This is a genomic window from Streptomyces sp. NRRL WC-3618 (assembly GCF_001280005.1).
In the GTDB taxonomy this organism is placed as follows: domain Bacteria; phylum Actinomycetota; class Actinomycetes; order Streptomycetales; family Streptomycetaceae; genus Streptomyces.
Genome location: NZ_LGDW01000452.1, coordinates 1 through 19,649 on the forward strand (window position 1 = coordinate 1; position 19,649 = coordinate 19,649).

A 19,649-nucleotide genomic window follows, 5' to 3' on the forward strand; every position below is an offset into this window, starting at 1 on the left:
ATCTGCCGAGCCATCCGCCGTCGATGGGGAGGGTGGTGCCGTGGATGTAGGTGGCGGCGTTGGAGGCGAGGAAGACGGTGGCGCCGGTGAGGTCGTCGGAGTTGCCCCATCCCTGAGCGGTGTCGGTGTCGGTGGTGCAGTCGACGAGGATCTTCATGACGTCGCCACCGGCTTCGAGGGCTTCGAAGGCGGCGGGTGCCTCGGTGAGGGGGACGACCTTGCTGATCAGCCGCTCGGCGGGGATGGTGCCGTCGGCGACCAGGACCACGGCCTTCTCGAAGGCGGTGCGGTCGTACAACCGGGCGCCGACGAGGGTGAGTTGCGCCAGAAGAAGCGGTGCAGGTTGATCTCGCGGGGCTTGGGGTGGATCGCGACAGGCACAGCCTGCCGCGCGCACAGCGAGCGTCATCGTGTTCTCCAGAGTCCTTCGTTCCTTCAGCACGAGCGCCGACGTCAGTCACAGGCCGGAAGGCGGTAGAAGGCGGTCGCGGTGCCGGCGAGGAACGCGTGGATCTCGTTCTCGGCGCAGCCGGTCAGCAGTTTGTCGACGGTGAGTGCCCAGCGGTTCCAGCCGCCCGCGAGGTTCGCGACCGGCCAGTCCGAGCCGAACATCAGTCGCTGCGGGCCGAAGGCGGTGAGCAGGACGTCCCAGACGGGGCGGATGTCGTCGGTGGTCCAGCTGTCGTGGTCGGCCTCGGTGATCAGGCCCGACACCTTGCACACCACCTGCTCATGTGCGGCCAGCCGTTGCACCTGGCGTCGCCAGTCCGCCAGTTGACGCCGGGCGATGTCCGGCTTGCCCGCGTGGTTGAGCACCTGGGCCAGGTCGGGGAAGCGTTCGGCCAAGTTGATCGCCTGGTCGAGCTGGTGGCTGCGGACCAGTACGTCATAGGAGAGCCCGCGGTCCCTGACGGCCGCCAACCCCCGCTCCACATCCGGGCGTTGCAGCCAGCTCGGCTCCGTTTCGCCCTGGACGAGATGGCGCAGGGAGCGCAGATACGCGCCGCCCGGTCCGGCGAGGAGTCGGTCCAGCGTCTCGCCGATCGCCGACGACGTCAGGTCCGCCCAGCCGACCACCGCCTCGATCAGCGGCTCCTGCTCCGCGAGGGCGAGCAGGTCCTCGGTCTCGGGCACGTCCGGCACGCACTGCACGACCACCGAGCTGTGCAGGTGACGGCCCGCGATGGGGTGGGTCGCTGTGGAGCGCAGGTCGCCGGGGGTGAACGTGCGGTTGATCGATGCCAGGTCGGGGTCGTCGAGCCAGGGCTGCGGACGCCGGTCGAGGTCCCACAGATGGTGGTGGGAGTCGATGAGGACGGAGGCGGAGGCGGAAGTGGGGGCAGACGCGGGTGGCATGGCAGGTTCCAAGTCGGGTCGGTCTGGCGCGGGCCGTGTCAGGCGGTGGCGTCTTCGCCGGGCGGGTCGAGGTGCCAGATCTCGGTCAGTTCCGTCCACTGGCGGGAGTCGCCCCGGTCGGGCCAGGGTTCCTGGCAGGGGTCGGTGAGTTTCCACCATTCCTGGGTTTCGGGGTCGGCCTCGATGAGGGCCATGTCGGCCTCGAAGTCGTCGCCGTGGTACTCGAAGTAGGCGAACAGCGCGTCGCCGTGGAGGAAGATGCTGTAGTTGCGGATGTTCGACCGGAGGAGGGCGGCTTCGACGCCGGGCCAGACGGCCGAGTGGAGTTCGAGGTACTTCTCGCGGTGCTCGGGTCGGAGCCTGATGGTCTGGGCGACGCGCTTCATGCGGTTTCTCCCTCGGTGTCCGGGGCGGGCGGGCCGGCCGGGGTGTCGAACGGGGTGCGGTAGCTGGGAGTGTTGGTGCGCAGGCCCAGCCGCAGGACGAGCTTGATGCGGGTGGACGCGGGCAGCCGGACCGTCAGGAAGGCGCTGTCGCAGACCTGCTCCGACTCGGTGACGACGGGCTCGGTGTGCCCGTAGTCGTACATGTCACCGATCCAGGCGTCGTCCTCGCAGGTGGTGTGCCGGACGGCGGTGATCGTGTGCTCGGCGAAGGCGCCCGCCTGCACGATCACCGTGCGGTTCGCCTCGGGGGAGAGGTTGACGAGTTCGACGGTGGTCGCTTCGGGGTCGATGGAGGTGACCAGCGCGGCCACGTCCGGGGGCAGGCCGGCGCGGCGGGCCTCGGCGTCGTGGTAGCGCAGCCGGGCCTGCTGAAGGCCGCCGTTGTACAGCACCTGGGGGCCGCCCCAGGTGAGCTGGACGAGGGCCTCGGTGACCACGGGGTTGGACTGCTGCCACACGTGGATGTCGGCCTCGGGCACGTCCAGCGCGCGGTAGCGGTCGATGCGGCGCAGGCGGTGGCGGATCTGGGCCTGCGCCGTCGCGAGGATGCGCTCCGGGTAGCCGGGGTCGTCACCGGCGAGGAAGGCGAACCACGCCTTCTCGTGCCCGGACTCCTCCTTGGCACGGAACGGCCGCAGCGTGCGCCAGTCGATGCCGTCGGCTTCGCGCAGCCCCTCCAGCCGGGCGCGGTCGGCGTCGGAGGCCGTGTGGTGCCACAGGGCCACCGGCACGGGCGGGGTCGCCGGGTTGTGGTCGAACCAGCCCGAGTCGTTGTGGCGGAACGGCAGGTGCGGAGTGGGTGTGTGGATGTCGGGGCCCAGTTCGACTGCCCACTTGGAGGGGAGGCTGGAATCCGCCTCGGTGTGGGGCATCACCTTGCTGTGGCCGATGAGGGTGTCGAGTGAGGTCGCGACCATGGAGAGGTAGTCGTCGTCCCCGGTGACCGTGGCCGCCGCGAGCGCGGCCACACAGGCCGCGTGGCCCACGCTGTGCCAGCCGTGCGGCCAGGACCAGCCGTAGTGGCCGCCGTACCAGCGGCCCTCCAGCAGGCTGCCGACGACGCCGTCCGGGCCGACGTTGTCCGGGATGAGACCGCCGTTCGCCTCGGTACGCTCACACCACGCGCCGACGTACTCGACGATCCAGTCGCGGTAGCGGTCCTCGCCGGACAGGATCCAGGCGTTGAGGACCAGTCCCGCCGCGGCAAGGTTGACCGCGGTGTCGCCGACGCCCACCCGGTCCCGCATCTGCGCGCCCAGCCGAGGATCCGCGGAGAGCGGGAACGGGCCGCCCTCCGCCTCGGGGATCCACTCGAGCGGGAAGCCGTACGTGTCGGCCTCCTTCTGCATCCAGGGATAGACGTCGCCGTCGAACAGGCCGACGCGCTCGGGGTCGCTGCCGTTGTGCGGGCGGGTGATGACGCGGTGACCGGGGTCGTAGTTGCCCTTGGCCGGGTCGACGTACAACTCGGCGAAACGCAGGGCGCGTTCGGACCATCGCTCGGGGGCGGCCATGCACAGGAAATAGAGCAGCAGCAGACTCTCGCCCTGGTGGAACCAGTCGTAGCCGCGCTCGAACTCCTCATGCAGCATGCCCAGTTCGGTGAGCTGCCGGGTCACGCCCTCCCAGTGCTTCTCGCTGGCGGGCAGCAGGTCGTCGGCGCCGCCGAGCAGGTACAGCTGGGGCCAGTTGAAGAACACCTCGTAGAAATCGTCCACACCGTCGCGGGTGGTGAGGGGGGCGGTGTAGTTCAGCCGGCCGTCCGGACCGGTGAAGTCGCGGGCGAAGCGGCGCCAGGCGTGGTCGAGCAGGTCGAACAGGGACCGCTGGGCCACGGCCCAGCCCGGTGGTTCGAGTACCGGCACCCGGGCCTGGACCTCGGGCGCGGTCGGTCGGACGAGGTCCGGAGCGTCCTCACCCGACATGCGGTCGGAAGAGCTGAAGGGCATGGGAAGGATCTCCGTTCGGGGCGGCGGCGCGGTGCGCACGCCGGGACGGCGGCCGGGAGGTCGGGCGGTCGGGCGGTCGGGTGCCGGCTCTGGGTGTCATGCCGTGGAACCGTGGGCCGGGGGCTACTCCTTGGTGGCCCCGGCGAGCATTCCGCTGACCAGGAAGCGCTGGGCGAAGAGGAAGACGATCAGCACCGGTGTGATGGCCAGCAGCGTGGCCAGCGCCAGCTGCGGCCGCTCGATCGCGAGGGTGCCGACGGCCGGATTGAAGGACGGCACGTTGCTGAGCAGGCTTCCGACCCCCACCTGGACGGGCATCTGGCTGCTCTCGGGGAGCATCACGTACGGCAGGAAGTAGTTGGTCCAGTTGGCGACGAAACTGAAGAAGCCCACGAGCGCGATGACCGGTGTCGCCAGCGGCAGCGCGATGTGCCGGAAGACGCCGAACTCCGAGCAGCCGTCCATCCGAGCCGCCGCCAGCAGGTCCTTCGGTACGGCGGTGGTGAAGTAGATGTACGTCAGGTACACGCCGAACGGATAGAACGCGTACGGCAGGATGATCGACCACATCGTGCCGATCAGGTGCACCGCGTTCATCTCCAGGAACAACGGCACCACCAGGGTGGCGGTCGGCATGAGCATCACGACCAGAGTCGAGACGAGCAGGGTGTGCCGCCCGCGGAACTCGGTCATGGCCAGGGCGTATCCCGCCGGTATGGCCACACAGAGGGTGATGACCAGTGAGATCGTCGCGTACAACGTGGAGTTGCCGAGCCACTGCAGGACGGCGTCGTCCTGGAACGCGGTGAGGCGGTCCCAGTTGACCTTGAAGGCGTGCCAGGAGCCGAAGGACAGCGGGTTGCCATGCACGAGTTGCTGGTCGGTCTTGGTCGCCGCGAGCATGAGCCACAGCACCGGCAGCACGAAGAACACCAGGAAGACGAGCAGTACGGAGCCGGTCAGCAGCCGGGGCACGAGGCGCCGCGGAGGACGTGGGCGCCGCCCCTCGGAGGCCCGGTGGTGCGCTCGTCCCATGACGCCTGGTCCCCGTTCCATGAGCGGTGTGGCCACGGCCGGGTCGGCAGAGGTCTTAGTCGGCATCGAAGAACCCCGACCGTGCGACGAAGACGGCGGCGGCCGCCACACTGACGACCAGGAGCTCCACCGAGACCGCGGCGGCGCCGTTGATGTTGTTCAGCTGGAAGGCGAAGTCGTACGTCAGCTGGTTGAGCGAGTAGTCGCGTCCGGCCACGCCCGTGCTGGCGAGGGAGAGCAGCTGTGGCTCCACGAAGAGCTGCGCGCCGCCCGCGAAGGCCAGGATCACCATGTACACGATCCACTTGCGGAGCATGGGGATCTGCACGCGCCAGGCGGTCTGCCAGGCGCTCGCGCCGTCGATGCGCGCGGCTTCCATGACGTCCTGGGGAATGTTGTTGAGCGCGCCGTAGATGACGACGATCCAGCCGCCCGCACCGGTCCAGAACGCGATGACCGTGAACAGCAGGGGCAGGTTGCCGGGCGCGATCACCTCACCGAAGGTGTGGAACCCCAGCGTGCCCAGCAGTGAACTGACCGGGCTCACCGTGGGATCGAGCATGAACAGCCACACCAGCACACTCGCGGCGCCGGCGAGCGCTCCCGGGATGTAGAAGAGGAAGCGCAGGGACTTGCTGACGGTGCCGGAGGCGAGCCGGTGCAGCAGCAGCGCCAGGCTCACCACGAACACCACGAGGGAGACCAGCCAGAACAGGAGGTACAGCGCGACATGGCCCACGGCGTCCATGAAGCGGAAGTCCCGCGCCGTGGTGATGAAGTTGCTGAAGCCGGTGAATGTGCCCCCGGCGTTGGTGAAGGCGAAGTAGATGGCGTATCCGGTCGGCAGGACGCCGAACGCGATCAGGAGGAGCACGTAGGCGGCGACGAAGGCGAGGCCGGCCCGGCTCTGCCGGTCGGTGCCGCGGGGGCGCCGCCGGGCAGAACCGGCCGAGGGGTGGGTCGCGGTCACTGGGAGACCTTGTATCCGTTGGACTGGGCGTACTTGGTGATGGAGTCCTGCCAGGCGGGCAGCAGCGAGGCGATGGACTTGCCCTGAGTGATGCCGGGCTTGACGGTGGCCGCCCAGATCGCCTCCTGGCTGAACTGCCCCGAACCCCACTCCGGCCAGACCTGGGAAGCGGCGGTCGTGAGTGCGCTCAGGTCGCTGGCGAAGTAGCCGGAGGCGTCCTGCCCCTTCAGCCAGGCCTCGGCCGCGGGCGCGTACGCCGGGAAGCCGGGCGCCTTCTCCGCCTGGTAGGCGTTGTCGGTGGTGACCCACTTCAGGAAGTCGGTGGCCGCCTTGATGTGAGTGGAGTGCTGGGACAGCAGCCAGGTGCCGCCGCCGACGTTGCCGGTGGACGGCGAGCCGTCACCCTGCCACTGCGGTATGGGTGCCGCCGCGATCTGCTTGGCGGGGACCTTGAGGGTGTCCTTGAACACCGCGCCGCCGTACCAGGCCGGGCCCGGCATGAGCAGGACCTTGTCGGCCTGGTTCTTGCCGAAGTCGGTGCTGAAGACGCCGCTGATGGACATGGACCTGTTCTTGATCAGTACGTCCAGGAGCTTGGCCATCTTGGTGCAGGCCTCGCTTGTGGTGTTCACCGAGACGGACTTGGGCCCCGTGATGTGGTTGGCGCCGCACTTGCTCGCCCACAGGTAGATCTCGGGCGTGAAGGGGTCACCCGCGTCGCCCACGAGATAACCCGGGTGCTCCTTGGCCACCTTCTCACCGACCTGCTGGTACTCCTCCCAGGTCGTCGGCACCGTGTAGCCGAACTTCTTCAGCAGCGGCGCGTTGTACCAGAGCACCGCCTGGGAGAGGTCGTTGCGCAGGCAGTAGACGGTGCCGCCCACCGTGCAGACGTCGTTGGCACCCTTCGCGAACTTCCCCAGGGTCGCCGCGTCGACCAGGCCCTTGTTGAGCGGAGCGGCGAAGCCCGCGTCGACCGCCCAGGAGGCCTCGTTGTTCTGGGAGCTGAAGACGACGTCCGGCCAGCCCTTGCCGGTGCGGTTGAAGAGCTGGACCTTGGTCTGGAGGTAGTTCGAGCCGTTGGCGTCACCGTCGTAGCTGACGATCTCCAGCTTCACCTCGGGGTGCTGCTGCTGGTACAGCTTCGCGGCGTCCATGCGGGTCGCGTCCACCCAGACGGTCAACGCACCGTCCTTCTGCGCCGCCTGGGCGAAGCCGTCCTTGTTGGTCGTACTGGCCGTGCCGCCGCCGCAGGCGGAAACGGTCAGCAGGACCGTGACTGCGCACCCGGCCAGCAAAGCCGCACGCTTGTTGCCGGGCACTCTCTTCGAGCTGGACGAAGGCTTGTTGACGGTCATGTGTGACTCCACTGGGTTCGCGGGTGCCCCGAGCAGGTCGGGGGGTGGCGCTTGGATGTGCCGACGCCGGGCCGTCCCGGGCAGGCGTCGGACATCTGAAAGGCGGCTGCGCTGTCCGACATGGAAGAAATTAGCCGCCTTATCTGGGGGTTCGTCAAGAGTGCGTACGGCGTTCTTTTGATGGATTCGCGGACAATGGCGTGCCAGCTGTGCGTGGTTATGACCGATAAGCGGTAGTTATCTGTTGGGAATTCCAGAGCCCGCGTCGTGGATCTTGGCCCAAATGAGTACGACTTATAGCTCATCCAAGCTACGATGCTGTCGGCTCCACGGCGACCAGTCGCGTTCGCCGCAGTCACCCGGAAGGCAGCACAGATGAACGACACGCCAGCGACCGAAGCGGCCTTGCCGGCTCAGGCCCTTCCGGCTGCGCCGGCGGCGGTGACGGGCTCGGGCGAGCGGCGTGACTACCGTCCCGGGTACGAGATCGTGGCGGAGCGGATCCTCGAGTACATCTCCGAGGAGCGGCTGTCGGCGGGTGACCGGCTGCCCACGGAGATCGATCTGGCCAAGACGCTGAACACCAGCCGGGCCGTGGTGCGGGAAGCCGTGAAGATCCTCTCGGCGCTGGGCCGCGTACGGGCCCACAAGGGGAGGGGTCTGTTCGTCGCGGACGACGAAGGCATGCTCATCACCAGCCGGTGGGGAGGCTTCTTCCGTCCCGTCGACATCGACCACGTGCTGATGCTGTTCGAGTTCCGCAGGGTTCAGGAGATGGCCGCCAGCAGTCTGGCGGCCACCCGTGCCACCCCTTCGGAACTGCGCGCCGTCGAGGTGGCCATCGGGCAGTGTCGGTACGGGTTCGCCCATGGCGAGGTCGACGTGTTCAACCAGGCGGACGAGGACTTCCACGCGGCCGTGGCCGCGGCCTCGCACAACGCCTTCCTCGTCAGCGCCGTGCGGGACGCGCGACGGCTGCAGCGCCAGTCCAGTGCCATCGGTATCCATGACACCTTCGGCGAGAACACCGGGGCGGCCGTCGAGGAACACGAGGCGATCTACCGGGCCATCCGTGACGGCCACCCCGAGGAGGCGGCCCAGTTCACCGCGGCACACCTCGACAGAACCCTGGAGGACTACCGGCGCGAGATCCAGCGGCGCCTGTTCGGGTAGCGCCGCGCATCGGCGCGCCGAGGGCGCCCAGCGCCGCGGGTGCCGTGCCGGGCGCGGGTGTCCCGACCGTATGACGCCTCGGAAAAGCGATGACGGTCCGTTGACTTCTGCGCGGCCGGGACTCTAGCTTCAGCGGCGGGGCGGTTCGGATAACCGTGCATTGTTCGACATATCGACCGATCGTCGATGTTCGGTCGACGTGCCTCCGACGGGAGCCCGTACGCCCAGGCGTATTGCGGTCATCGGATCCGCTTGCGTCCCGGGTGCCGTGACCGCCGCTCACACGTAGGCGGTAGCGGCTCGGCCGCTGTTCGCAGCCCGTCACTCACCTCTCGCGGTTCCCGCTGACCGCCAATACACGGGATGCCTCCTAGTCAGGGACTGAATCGTGGACATCACCAGAAGACAGCTCGGCCGGCTCGCCGCAGTCGGCACCGGTGCCCTCCTGCTGCCTGGCCTGCTGCCGCAGAGCCGGGCGGCGGCAGCCACTCCGCCGGCCGGCACATGGGGCGACCAGGGCGACGGCACCTACGTCAACCCCGTTCTCCCGGGCGACTTCAGCGACTGGGACTGCATACGGGTCGGCGCCGACTACTACGGCATCACCAGCACGTTCGGATACTCGCCCGGCGTGGCCGTCCTGCACTCGACGGACCTGGTCAACTGGCGGACGCTCGGCGGCGCGGTCGACGACGTCACCCGCATCGGACCGGAGCTGAACTGGGACCGGATGAACCGCTTCGGCCGTGGCGTGTGGGCCGGCGCCATCCGGTTCCACGCGGGGCGGTACTGGGTGTACTTCAACACGCCCGACGAAGGCTTCTTCATGACGTCGGCCCCGTCGCCGACCGGGCCCTGGGAGCCGTTGACGTCGGTGTGGCGGACCTCCGGCTGGGACGACCCGTGCCCGTTCTGGGACGACGACGGCCAGGGCTACCTGGTCACCACGCACTACTCGGACAGCTACAAGATCAACCTGTTCAAGCTGTCCGAGGACGGCAAGTCGCTGGTCGGTTCGCCCACGGTCATCCACCAGTCGCCGGGCAGCGAGGCCAACAAGCTGTACAAGATCAACGGTCTCTACTACCACCTCTTCAGCGAGGTGAAGCCCGAGGGCCGGGTGCTCATGATGAACCGCGGCTCCAGCCTCACCGGCCCGTTCGAGACCCGGCAGTTGGAGCACGTCAACGTCTCGGTGGACCGCGAGCCCAACCAGGGCGGCCTGGTGCAGACTCCGGACGGCTCCTGGTACTTCGTTACCCATCACGGCCACGGCGACTGGGAGGGGCGTCCGTTGTCCCTGCTGCCGGTGACCTGGGTGGACGGCTGGCCGATCCTGGGCTCGGTCGGCGCGGACGGCATCGGCAACATGGTGTGGACGGGCCAGGTGCCCGCCGGCGGCACGCCCGGTCTGCCGGTCGACGCGCTGCCCGGCGTGGTGACCAGCGACCTGTTCACCGACACTCGCCTGAAGCCGCAGTGGGAGTGGTACTACCAGCCGCGCGCGACCCACTGGTCGTTGACCGAACGCCCCGGCTGTCTGCGGCTGAAGGCGTTCGCCCCGCTGGCGGCCAACAACCTGACCAAGGTCGGCAACACCCTCACCCAACGGGTGCTGCGCACGGCGGGCGGGGGGACGGTGACCGTCCGCCTCGAACTGGCCGGCCTCGCCGACGGCCAGCACGCCGGGCTGTCCCACTACGCGTCCGCCTACGCGGGGCTGGGCGTCCGGCGCTCCGGGACCACCACCACGATCGTGAACAACGTCAACGGCAGCCTGACCGACGGTCCGGTGATCACACAGAACGCCGTGTGGCTGCGCACCTCCTGGACCGTCAACGGGGTCAGCCAGTTCTCCTACAGCCTCGACGGGAGCACCTTCACCTCGTTCGGCGGCACCTACCAGCTCACCTGGGCCGGTTACCGCGGCGACCGGATCGGCCTCTACACCTACAACCCGAACGGCACCGGCTACGTCGACGTGGACTCGGTGCGGTACACCGTCGCAACCGCCAAGGCCTACACCTGCGTCAGCGTGCGCAGCGGCAAGGTCGCCGACGTCTCCGGGGGGTCGAACGCGGACGGTGCCGCCGTGATCCAGTGGCCCGCCAACGGCAAGTCCAGCCAGCAGTGGGCATTCCAGTCCACCGGGGACGGCTACCACACCATCACGTGCGTCGGCAGTGGCAAGGTCCTCGACGTGACAGGGTCCTCACTGGCGGACGGCGCGCGGGTCGTGCAGGCGACCGCCGACGGCCGGGCGAGCCAGCAGTGGCAGTTGCGCCCGCAGACCGGTGGCGTGTTCAGCGTGGTCAACCGCAACAGCGGCAAGGTGCTCGACGTCAGCGGAGGCAGCACGGCAGACGGTGCCGCGCTGATCCAGTACAGCGACAGGGGCAGCACCAACCAGCGGTGGACCTTCCCCCGCGTGTAGGGACCCTTACCGTCAGGGCGGGGGCCCGCAGGACCCCGCCATGACGGTCGGGTTCAGGCCGGGTGACGCGGCCGAACGACTGCTGTGAAACCCGAGTCCGTGCAGGGCTCGGGTCCAAGGTTTCGGGGCGTGGGTCAGCCGGCGGTCAGCGTGGTCCATTTCTGGTTGGAGCCGCCGTGGCAGTCCCAGAGGTGGAGTTGTGTGCCGTCGGCGGTGGAGGCGCCGGGGATGTCGAGGCAGCGGCCGGAGGCGGGGTTGCGGTAGCCGCCGTTGTAGGGCTGCCAGATCTGGTTGGTGCCGCCGTGGCAGGACCACAGCTGCACCTTGGTGCCGTTGGCGGTGCCGAAGCCGGCGGCGTCCAGGCACTTGCCCATGGAGCGCAGGGTGCCGTCGGTGTACGCGGACCAGTACTGGTTGGCGTTGTCGCCGCAGGCCCAGCTCTGGACGGCGGTTCCGTCGGCGGTACCGGCGCCGTTGACGTCCATGCACTTGCCGGCGATGTCGGACTGCACGCGGGCGGGGGCGGGGGCGGGGTTCTTCAGCCATCCGGCACTGTCCGCGGCCTGGACGCCGCGCTGGAAGGCGTCGGCCATCTTCTGGTAGCCCGCGTCGTTGGGATGCAGGGCGTCGGCCAGGTCGGCCGTGGTCAGGCTGCTCATGTCCACGTACGCGACCTTCTTGCCCGCTGCCTGTGCGTCACTCACGATCCGAGTGATGGCCTGGTTGTACGTACCCCGGTACGGCTCCTCCGAGCCGCTGGTCGACACGACCAGGGAGGCGACGAGAACGGTCGCGTCGGGGACATCGGCGGTGATCTGGTTGACCAGTGACCGCAGCCGGTCGGCGGCGGTGGTGGGCTGGTAGCTCCCGTTGAGGTCGTTGGTGCCGATGTGCAGCGTCACGACGTTGGGCCGGTAGCGGGTCAGTGCGGCGTCGGCGAGGGCGGCGATCTGGTCGATGCGGTAGCCGGAGTGGCCTTCGTTGTCGGCGTCGGACATCGAACCGGCCCGCCCCGTGCCGACGAAGTCCAGCGGATGTCCGTCCGCCGCGAGTCTGTCCCACAACGCACTCCGGTAGCCGTTGCCCGTACTGCTGCCCACACCCCAGGTGATGGAGTCGCCCAACGGCATGACCCGCAAAGGGGTGTTCGAGGCGGCGGAGGCAGGTGTCACACCTGTCGCCGTCGTCCCGAGCGCGGCAGCGAAGATCGTGATCAGGGGTACAAGCCAAGGCTTTCTCAACGGGCGTCCTCTTCTTTGAGTGATTGCTCGATCAAGGTGTGGATGGGGAGCCTCATGCGCGGTGAGCGCTGATGGATCCGTGATGTTCCCGGGCGGTCGGTGCTGTCACCAGCCTGTCGGCAGGCCGGAGATGAACGAGGTGAGCCGGTCGGCGATGAGCCGGTCGTCGTGGGCCGAGTAGTGCCAGTCGCAGCCGAGGAAGTCCAGGCCCGAGTCGTCGAGGGCCCATTGGCGGACCAGGCTGTCGCCGGCGTCGTTGCGGGCCCTGACCACCTGCTGGACATGGCCGGCGTAGGAGCCGGCGGCCACCGCCACGATGGTCGTGTCGGCCCCGTAGCGCGTACGCAGCTTCTGGAGGAAGTCGGTGTAGGCGGTGCGGTAGGCCGCGGCGAGGCTGTCGGGCGTCCACGGCTCACCGGGGTTGACGGCGGTCGAGAAGTCGTTGGTGCCGAGGTTGACCACCACGACCTGGGGGCGCCATGTGCCCGGGTTCTGCCAGACGTCGCCGGAGACGTTCTGCAGGGCACGGTCGTAGTACGTCCGGTAGGTGACGTCCGGTGAGCCGCCGTTGTAGTTGCGGACCATGCCGAGGCCCGAGTAGCCGTTGATCTGGTAGTCGGCGTTGAACTGCCGGGCGGTGAGGGCGCCGTAGCTCACGTCGGTGTTGGTCCTGCGCCTGGTCTGGTCCCCTGTGCAGGTGCGGGAGGTCGAGAGGTTGCCGTAGCCCACGGTGAGGGAGTCGCCGATGAACTCGATCTGGCGGCTGCGGGCGGCCGGTTTGCTCAGTACGGCACCGCCGGACGCGGCCACGAAGCCGCCGAACGTGCTGGTGGACCCTGGAGTGTCGTTGCGCTTGACGAGCCGGACGGTGTGGTCTCGGTTCTGCAGGCCGTTGACCCAGTACGTCGTGTTGCCGGGCGTGACGAGTGTGGCGACGGTGCTTCCGTCGACCTGGACGTCGTAGTCGGCGGCCGAGTCGTTGAGCACGATGCCTACGCCGGTGCCGCTGAAGCGGCCCTCGAAGTACACGCCGGGCCAGCTGTACCGCACCGTGTTCCCGGCATCCTTGACCCGCCCCGCGGTGTGCACCTGGGCCAGTACTCCCGCCGCGCGGACGAGTTGCCATTGCTGGTCGGTGCCGCCCCAGTCGGTGAACTGCACGACCTTCGCGCCGTCCACGGGGGAGGCGTTGTCGACCTCGAGGGCCTTGCCGCTGGCGCGGTTGACCAGCACATACCACGCCCCGGTATCGACCGTGGCCGCCTGCGCCGTCCCGGCGGCACCCAGCCCGGTCAGAAGCGTGGCCAGCAAGGCGATCACCGCGGTCAGCACCACCGTACGTCTCCCACGCCCGCACCAAGCTCCACCGAATGTCATATGCATGCCATGTCGAGAGCGCATTCGTGTCCCTTTCGCTGAGTGCGGGCCGGGTTGCTGAAGTTGTTGACGTCTGTGAATCCGGTGGCGCCGACCAGTTGCCGCCGCCGACCGAGGATCGCGCCGTAGAGGGTGAGCTTCAGGAGATAGGCGCCGCCTGCCGCTACCCGCCGAGAACATAGGACGCATTAGAGGGTACCTAGAGGATCTTGTCCATGCGTATGGACGAAAAGACTGAAGCCGCAGGCTAGTTGGGCTTCGTGGCTGGATGGACTACTTCAATACATAGGATGTATTACTCGTGGTAACGGTTGACGAGGGCGCCCTGAATGCTTAATGTCCTGCTGCGGATCCGACGGATTCACCAGTCGAACAGCCCGTCAATGGAGGCGGAGTGCTGATGCTCAGACCTGTGTTCACCCCTTTGCTTTCGTCTTCTTATGGGTGTGGACGGGCAGCCGCGCTCAGCCGAGCAGAGAGGTTTCTCAGTCCGTGCTGAGGGGAATCCGCAGCCGCACCCGATAGCCGCCCTCCCCGGTCGGGCTCGCCTCCAGGGTGCCGTGCAGGATGTCGGCCCGTTCCCGCAGACCGACCAGACCGTGCTGTGATCCCGGGAGGGACAAAGAAGGATGGGTGGGCGGGCTGTTGGTGACGGTCACTCCGACGTTGTCGCCGTCCTGCCACAGCTCGACGCGGGCCGTGGCGCCGGGGGCGTGCTTGCGGACGTTGGTCAGCGCCTCCTGGACCGTGCGGTAGAGGGCCCGTTGCGCGGGTGTGCCCACGGCGGGCGGAAGCGCACCCGACAACTCCGCCTGAGTGCCGCTCGACTCCACCAGTCTGTGCAGGTCGGCCAGGGTGGGTTGCGGAGTCAGCTCGGTGGCGCGGCCGCCGGAGGCGCGCAGCAGCGTGACCATCGTGCGCAGTTCGTCGAGCGTGGTGACGCTCAGCGAACGGATCGTGCGAGCGGCCTCCTTGGTGCTCGCGTCCGGGGTGGCGACCTGAAGGGCTCCTGCCTGTACGGCGATCAGGCTGACCTGGTGGGAGACCACGTCGTGCATCTCGCGCGCCAGTTGCACGCGTTCGCGGGCGAGGACGGCCTGGGCGTGCAGGACCCGCTCGTGCTCCCTGGCCTCCTCGATCTCCGCCAGCCGCCGCGCCAGGTCCCGGTGTGCCTGGAGGAGCTGCCCGAAGAGGACCGGGGCGACAGAGGTGGCCAGGCTGTACACGAAGTCGATCAGCGTCATGGCCCGCCCGACCTCGGCGAAACCGGCCAGGGGCCACGGAGCGATGCTCACCACGGCCGCCAGGGCGACGCACCCCGCGAGGAGAGGACGGTTACGGGAACGTTCGGCCAGGGTGAAGAGCGCCACGAGTGTTGCGACGGCGACCTCTTGCGTCAGCGCGATGGGCAGCGTGACCAGGAAGACGGCGAGCGGGAACCTGCGCCGCAGGACCAGCGCGGCGCAGCCGAACCCGGCCAGCGCGACGCCGGGACAGGTGGCGTCCCACAGGTACGGCCATACGTCCACGGCTGCCACCGCCACCAGGACGATGTCGACGACCGGCGCGGGCACCCGCTGCCACCGGACGCGTGCGCGGGCGCGGTTCATCGTCCGGCCTCCTGCGGAAGCGCGTCGAGCAGTCCCGCCCGCTGCGCCAGCAGCGCGGCCTGCACCCGGCTCGTCACCCGCAGCTTCGTGAGGATCGCGCTGACGTGGTCCTTGACCGTGCCCGCACCCAGGTGGACGCGTACCCCGATGTCGGCGTTCGACAGGCCCTCGGCCACCAGGACGAGGACCTCGCGCTCGCGGGCGGTGAGGAGCCGGACGCGTGCCGCCTCCTCGTCGACGGCCGCCTCGGTGCCGGGGCGGCCGTGCAGCAGGATCCGGGACGTCTTGGGGGAGAGCACCACGCCGCCCGCGGCCAAGGTGCGCACCAGGTGGGCCAGTTGCTCCGGCTCGGTGTCCTTGAGCAGGAATCCGGCCGCGCCGCAGCGCAGAGCGGTCAGGATGTACTCGTCGGCGTCGAACGTGGTCAGCATCGCCACCACCGGCGCGTCCGGCATCGTCCGCAACTCGCGCAGCACGGTGAGCCCGTCGACGTCCGGCATCCGGATGTCCAGCAGCACCACGTCCGGCCGCTCCCGGCGGACGGTGTCGACGGCGTCGCCGCCGCTCGCGGTCGCGACGACCTCGATGTCCTCGGACGCACCCAGAATGAGCCCGAACCCCGACCGGACCAGGGCCTCGTCGTCCACCACCACAACCCGCACCACCCGGTTCACGCGTGCTCCGCCTCACCTTCGTTCGTACCGCCGGCTCCTACCGCCTCGACGGTAAAGCCGTACAGAGCCCCGGCGGCCCGGCGAACGGCAGCTCCAGCCACACGGCGGGGTATCACCCTCCGGTCGGCAGGGACACCGCAAGCCTTTCGCCCGATATGGCGCGGACCGCCTGTGCGGACCGCCTGTTTTCCGGGCTCGGAGCCGGTCCGGCGCGCCCGGACGGCGGCCCTTTCCCGCCACTCGGCGGGGGTGGCCCCGACAGGTGCCGGATGGGCGCGAGAGGGCCGCGCTCCCAGGCTGGAGCCATGACACAGCACGCGGCATACAACGAGACCGGCACCTCCCTCGGGCCATCGGCCCACGTACGGGGCCGGGACGCCACCTCTGGCAGGGGCACGTTTGTCGAGTTCCTCGGCCTGACGCTGGTGGCGGCCGCCTTCGTCCTGTTCGTCATACGCCCTGAGGTCTTCGAAATGTTGGTGTACACGCTCGCCACGAGCACAGCCGGACTTGTCCACTGAGCAGCCGGCTCGTACGCACACCCGCGCGAAGACACTGGTGGACCGGCTGGCGACAGGCGAGAGCGTCGCCGGGACCCTGATGGCGCTCACCGTGCTGGTGGTGCTGGGCGCGGCGGCCGTAAAGGCGTTCGGCAGGGTCTTGGGGCCTCGACGGCGTGGTCACGGGACCGCGCTTCCCCCTGTCCTCACCCCACCGATGTGGATGGGGGCGGAGGGTGCGCGGGCCGTGACGATATGCTTACGTGCCGGCCGGAGTCCCGTCATGTTGTGGCGAGGGGTGCCGGGGATGGGACAGGGAGCCGGTTCGGTCGGGTGTGGGGTCAGAGGGAGGCGATGGAATGCGGCAGGCAGGTGTGCTCGACGTCGGGTGCCACAGCGCTCTGCTGACGGTGGTTCGGCGGCGTCCGGGTTCGGTACTGGAGCCGGTGTTCTCCCGCAAGGTGCGGCTGAGACTGCATGAAACCCTGGACCGCAAGGGGCGGCTGGAGAAGGCCGGCGTGGAGAGTGTCGAGCGGGCAGTGGCCGAGGCCGTCGCCGCCGACCCGCGTCCGCGTGGACCGGAGGTCTTCGCGTTCGCGACCTCCGTCATCCGGGACGCGCCCAACCGCGACGAGATCATCGCGCGAGTGGCACACACCACCGGCACCCGTCTGCGCGTGCTGACCGGCGAGGAGGAGGCGCGGCTGGCCTACGTGGCCGCCCGCCAGTGGGTCGGCCCGACGGCCGGGCAGTTGCTGGTCCTGGACATCGGCGGCGGAACCGTGGAGATCGCCGCCGGGACCGGGGACCAGCCACGCGTCGTCAACTCGCTGCCGCTGGGCGCCCGGAGGATCACCCGGGACTGGCTTCCCGGCGGCATCGCGCCGTCCCGACGCCGCCTCGCCCAGGTCCTGCAGCACATCGGCGAGTCTCTGGAAGCCGTACCCGGCTTGCCGCAGGCCGAGCTGGGAGGGCGGGTGCTGGCCTGCTCCAAGACCTTCGAACAACTCGGCCGACTCGCCGCCGCCCAGAGCAGGGGACCGCGCACAAAGCGACGGCTGACGCTGCCCCAACTGCGTACGGTCGTCTCCGTGCTGGCTGACGCGGCACCGTCCCACCGTGCCAAGCTGCCGGGCATCTCCCGGCATCGCGCCGAGCAGTCCCTGGCCGGAGCCTTGATCGCACAGGCCCTCATGGAAACCTGCGGGGCCAAGAGCGTCGAGATCTGCCCCTGGTCCACCCGGGAAGGGCTGTTGCTCGAACGCCTCGGCGTCGCTCCCACCCCGGCCGGCCGTTCCCGCCTCGTCGGCTGAGCCCGGCGGACGTCATCCGAGCCGGCCTCTTCCGAGACTGGCTCGGACCGCCCTCTCTCCGGTGACTCATCACGGGGAATGAGTTGTGCCCGACATCGAGGCCCGCCGGGCCGCGAACGGAACCGGGGACCTCGCTGCCGGGCACTGGCTCAGGCGTCGATGATGACGGGGATGATGAGGGGCTTGCGGCGGTACGTGCGGAACGCCCAGTTCGCCACGGCGCGGGCGATGAGCTGTTCGAGTTGGCGCGCGTCCCCGACGCCTTCCTCGGCCGCGGTGGACAGGGTCTTCTCGATGACGGGGATGACCGCCTCGAACGTGGCGTCGTCGTGGACGAAGCCCCGGGCCAGGAAGTCGGGGGCCTCGGCGAGGGCGCCGGTGTCCGCGTCGACGATCGCCACCACCGTGACCACGCCTTCGGCGGCGAGGGTGAGGCGGTCCTTGAGGGACGCCTCGGTGGCGCCGCCGACCTCCATGCCGTCCACATAGACGTTCCCGGCGGGGACCTTGCCGGTGATGGACGCCCGCCCGTCGACGAGGTCGACGACGACGCCGTCCTCGGCGATGACGACCCGTTCCGGGGCCACGCCGGTACGGATGGCAAGGTCGCCGTTGGCCCGCAGGTGGCGCCATTCGCCGTGCACGGGCATGACGTTGCGGGGCTTGACGATGTTGTAGCAGTAGACGAGTTCACCGGCGCTCGCGTGCCCGGAGACATGCACCTTGGCGTTGCCCTTGTGGACCACGTGGGCGCCCCACCGGGTGAGTCCGTTGATCACCCGGTAGATGGCGTTCTCGTTGCCGGGGATGAGGGAACTGGCGAGCAGGACGGTGTCGCCCTTGCCGATGCGGATCATGTGGTCGCGGTTGGCCATCCGTGACAGCGCGGCCATCGGTTCGCCCTGCGAGCCGGTGCACACCAGAGTGATCTTGTGGTCCGGGAGCTTCTCCAGCTCCCTCGTACTCACGACCAGGCCGGACGGGACCTTCAGATAGCCCAGGTCACGGGCGATGCCCATGTTGCGGACCATCGACCGGCCGACGAAGGCGACCTTGCGGCCGTGCTGGTGGGCGGCGTCCAGGACCTGCTGGATGCGGTGCACATGGCTGGCGAAGCTGGAGACGATGACCCGGCGCGGCGCGGTGCGCATGACCTGCTCGATCGCCGGATTCAGCTCGCGCTCGGAGGTGGTGAAGCCGGGCACTTCGGCATTGGTGGAGTCGGTGAGGAAGAGGTCGACGCCCTCCTCGCCGAGGCGGGCGAAGGCGCGCAGGTCGGTGATGCGGTCGTCGAGGGGGAACTGGTCCATCTTGAAGTCGCCGGTGTGCAGCACCATCCCGGCGGGGGTGCGGATCGCGACCGCGAGACTGTCCGGGATGGAGTGGTTGACGGCGACGAACTCGCAGTCGAAGGGGCCGAAGCTACGCCGGTCGCTCTCCCGCACGCGCACCGTGCGCGGCCGGATGCCGTGTTCCTTGAGCTTGGCCTCCAGGAACGCCAGCGTCAGCTTGGAGCCGACGACGGGAATGTCGGACCGCTCGCGCAGCAGGTACGGCACGCCACCGATGTGGTCCTCGTGGCCGTGAGTGAGTACCACCGCCACGATGTCGTCGAGCCGGTCCCGGATCGAGGTGAAGTCCGGCAGGATCACGTCCACGCCGGGCTGGGTTTCCTCGGGGAACAGCACGCCGCAGTCGACGATGAGCAGTTTGCCGGCGTGCTCGAAGACGGTCATGTTGCGGCCGATCTCACCCAGGCCGCCCAGGGCGATGACCCGCAGGCCTCCTTCGGGAAGAGGTGGGGCGGCTTTCAGTTCGGGGTGCGGATGACTCATACCCTGACGTTACCTGGAGAGCGGGACGGGAGATCCACTGGCTGTGTGATCTCTCGTCCCGACGGAGCAGGGCACCCCGCTGTGGCTGTCCGGGATGACCGTATTACGTCGGCGCCGGGTACAGGTGGTGGAGGCACGGCGCCGGCCCGCGAGACCGCCCCGCCGGCAGAACAGAGCACAGATACGGCGCCAGGCGTCCGGTACCCGGCGAAGACGGCACCGATGGTGACGGTCGGGACCGACGGCAGGGGCGACGCCCGCTCAGTCGGTCGGGGCGGGTGGCTGCGGCGTCGCCTCGGCGGCTGTGCGGGCCAGGGCGACCGTGCGTCCGGCGACCGGGCAGGGCCCCGGCGAGCCGGCGCCGGATGCGGGACGGCC

General features: G+C 69.2%; 15 protein-coding genes and 1 pseudogene. 4 read left to right on the plus strand and 12 right to left on the minus strand.

Annotation, left to right across the window (positions count from 1 at the left end; genetic code table 11):
- The 7 genes and pseudogenes from ADL01_RS44105 to ADL01_RS30980 form a co-directional block, all read right to left on the minus strand.
- A pseudogene (locus ADL01_RS44105) lies at positions 1-118 on the minus strand (2-deoxy-D-gluconate 3-dehydrogenase); the annotation flags it as partial.
- Positions 119-453: 335 nt separating this feature from the next.
- A complete protein-coding gene (locus ADL01_RS30955) occupies positions 454-1,356 on the minus strand; it encodes an amidohydrolase family protein (protein WP_053745320.1) in 903 nt (300 codons plus the stop codon).
- A gap of 38 nt (positions 1,357-1,394) precedes the next feature.
- Positions 1,395-1,742: an L-rhamnose mutarotase gene (locus ADL01_RS30960; protein WP_053745321.1), complete on the minus strand. Its 348-nt coding sequence runs from the start codon at positions 1,740-1,742 to the stop codon at positions 1,395-1,397.
- Positions 1,739-3,751 carry a hypothetical protein gene (locus ADL01_RS30965; RefSeq protein ID WP_053745322.1) on the minus strand — a complete coding sequence of 671 codons (2,013 nt, stop codon included), beginning with the start codon at positions 3,749-3,751 and terminating at the stop codon, positions 1,739-1,741. Before ADL01_RS30965 ends, ADL01_RS30960 begins: the two co-directional genes overlap by 4 nt.
- 123 nt (positions 3,752-3,874) lie before the next feature.
- A complete protein-coding gene (locus ADL01_RS30970; protein ID WP_107091037.1) occupies positions 3,875-4,786 on the minus strand; it encodes a carbohydrate ABC transporter permease in 912 nt (303 codons plus the stop codon).
- A gap of 55 nt (positions 4,787-4,841) precedes the next feature.
- The gene (locus tag ADL01_RS30975; RefSeq protein WP_053745323.1) at positions 4,842-5,756 is read right to left on the minus strand and encodes a carbohydrate ABC transporter permease; all 915 of its coding nucleotides are present in this window, start codon (positions 5,754-5,756) and stop codon (positions 4,842-4,844) included.
- On the minus strand, positions 5,753-7,114 hold the full coding sequence (locus ADL01_RS30980; protein ID WP_053745324.1) for an ABC transporter substrate-binding protein: 1,362 nt from the start codon (positions 7,112-7,114) through the stop codon (positions 5,753-5,755). Before ADL01_RS30980 ends, ADL01_RS30975 begins: the two co-directional genes overlap by 4 nt.
- 375 nt (positions 7,115-7,489) lie before the next feature.
- On the opposite strand from ADL01_RS30980, the gene ADL01_RS30985 reads away from it, so the two are divergent.
- Positions 7,490-8,287 carry a FadR/GntR family transcriptional regulator gene (locus ADL01_RS30985; RefSeq protein ID WP_053745325.1) on the plus strand — a complete coding sequence of 266 codons (798 nt, stop codon included), beginning with the start codon at positions 7,490-7,492 and terminating at the stop codon, positions 8,285-8,287.
- A gap of 388 nt (positions 8,288-8,675) precedes the next feature.
- Positions 8,676-10,721, plus strand: a complete 2,046-nt coding sequence (locus ADL01_RS30990) for a family 43 glycosylhydrolase (RefSeq protein ID WP_053745326.1) — start codon at positions 8,676-8,678, stop codon at positions 10,719-10,721.
- Positions 10,722-10,855: 134 nt separating this feature from the next.
- Here ADL01_RS30990 and ADL01_RS30995 read toward each other — a convergent pair whose 3' ends face one another.
- The 4 genes from ADL01_RS30995 to ADL01_RS31010 form a co-directional block, all read right to left on the minus strand.
- Positions 10,856-11,962, minus strand: a complete 1,107-nt coding sequence (locus ADL01_RS30995) for a ricin-type beta-trefoil lectin domain protein (protein ID WP_053745327.1) — start codon at positions 11,960-11,962, stop codon at positions 10,856-10,858.
- Between the two features lie 105 nt (positions 11,963-12,067).
- Entirely contained in the window at positions 12,068-13,294 is a 1,227-nt protein-coding gene (locus tag ADL01_RS31000; protein WP_078960854.1) for a GDSL-type esterase/lipase family protein, read from the minus strand.
- Positions 13,295-13,824: 530 nt separating this feature from the next.
- On the minus strand, positions 13,825-14,949 hold the full coding sequence (locus ADL01_RS31005; protein WP_053745328.1) for a sensor histidine kinase: 1,125 nt from the start codon (positions 14,947-14,949) through the stop codon (positions 13,825-13,827).
- Positions 14,946-15,614: a response regulator gene (locus tag ADL01_RS31010; RefSeq protein ID WP_199834977.1), complete on the minus strand. Its 669-nt coding sequence runs from the start codon at positions 15,612-15,614 to the stop codon at positions 14,946-14,948. The genes ADL01_RS31005 and ADL01_RS31010 overlap by 4 nt, the downstream gene beginning before the upstream one ends.
- 314 nt (positions 15,615-15,928) lie before the next feature.
- Here ADL01_RS31010 and ADL01_RS31015 point away from each other — a divergent pair, with 314 nt between their 5' ends.
- Positions 15,929-16,144, plus strand: coding sequence for a hypothetical protein (locus tag ADL01_RS31015; protein WP_053745330.1), 216 nt, complete (start codon positions 15,929-15,931; stop codon positions 16,142-16,144).
- 338 nt (positions 16,145-16,482) lie between these two features.
- On the plus strand, positions 16,483-17,436 hold the full coding sequence (locus tag ADL01_RS31020) for a Ppx/GppA phosphatase family protein (RefSeq protein ID WP_053745331.1): 954 nt from the start codon (positions 16,483-16,485) through the stop codon (positions 17,434-17,436).
- A 149-nt stretch (positions 17,437-17,585) separates the two neighbouring features.
- Here the strand turns inward: ADL01_RS31020 and ADL01_RS31025 are convergent, their stop codons facing one another.
- Positions 17,586-19,271: a ribonuclease J gene (locus ADL01_RS31025; protein WP_053745332.1), complete on the minus strand. Its 1,686-nt coding sequence runs from the start codon at positions 19,269-19,271 to the stop codon at positions 17,586-17,588.
- Positions 19,272-19,649: the final 378 nt, after the last annotated feature.

Excerpts from the sequence above, each read along its gene's own strand:
- ADL01_RS30955 (WP_053745320.1), bottom strand. The coding sequence starts at position 1,356 with ATGCCACCCGCGTCTGCCCCCACTTCCGCCTCCGCCTCCGTCCTCATC.
- ADL01_RS30960 (WP_053745321.1), bottom strand. The coding sequence starts at position 1,742 with ATGAAGCGCGTCGCCCAGACCATCAGGCTCCGACCCGAGCACCGCGAG.
- ADL01_RS30965 (WP_053745322.1), bottom strand. The coding sequence starts at position 3,751 with ATGCCCTTCAGCTCTTCCGACCGCATGTCGGGTGAGGACGCTCCGGAC.
- ADL01_RS30970 (WP_107091037.1), bottom strand. The coding sequence starts at position 4,786 with ATGGGACGAGCGCACCACCGGGCCTCCGAGGGGCGGCGCCCACGTCCT.
- ADL01_RS30980 (WP_053745324.1), bottom strand. The coding sequence starts at position 7,114 with ATGACCGTCAACAAGCCTTCGTCCAGCTCGAAGAGAGTGCCCGGCAAC.
- ADL01_RS30985 (WP_053745325.1), top strand. The coding sequence starts at position 7,490 with ATGAACGACACGCCAGCGACCGAAGCGGCCTTGCCGGCTCAGGCCCTT.
- ADL01_RS31005 (WP_053745328.1), bottom strand. The coding sequence starts at position 14,949 with ATGAACCGCGCCCGCGCACGCGTCCGGTGGCAGCGGGTGCCCGCGCCG.
- ADL01_RS31015 (WP_053745330.1), top strand. The coding sequence starts at position 15,929 with ATGACACAGCACGCGGCATACAACGAGACCGGCACCTCCCTCGGGCCA.
- ADL01_RS31020 (WP_053745331.1), top strand. The coding sequence starts at position 16,483 with ATGCGGCAGGCAGGTGTGCTCGACGTCGGGTGCCACAGCGCTCTGCTG.
- ADL01_RS31025 (WP_053745332.1), bottom strand. The coding sequence starts at position 19,271 with ATGAGTCATCCGCACCCCGAACTGAAAGCCGCCCCACCTCTTCCCGAA.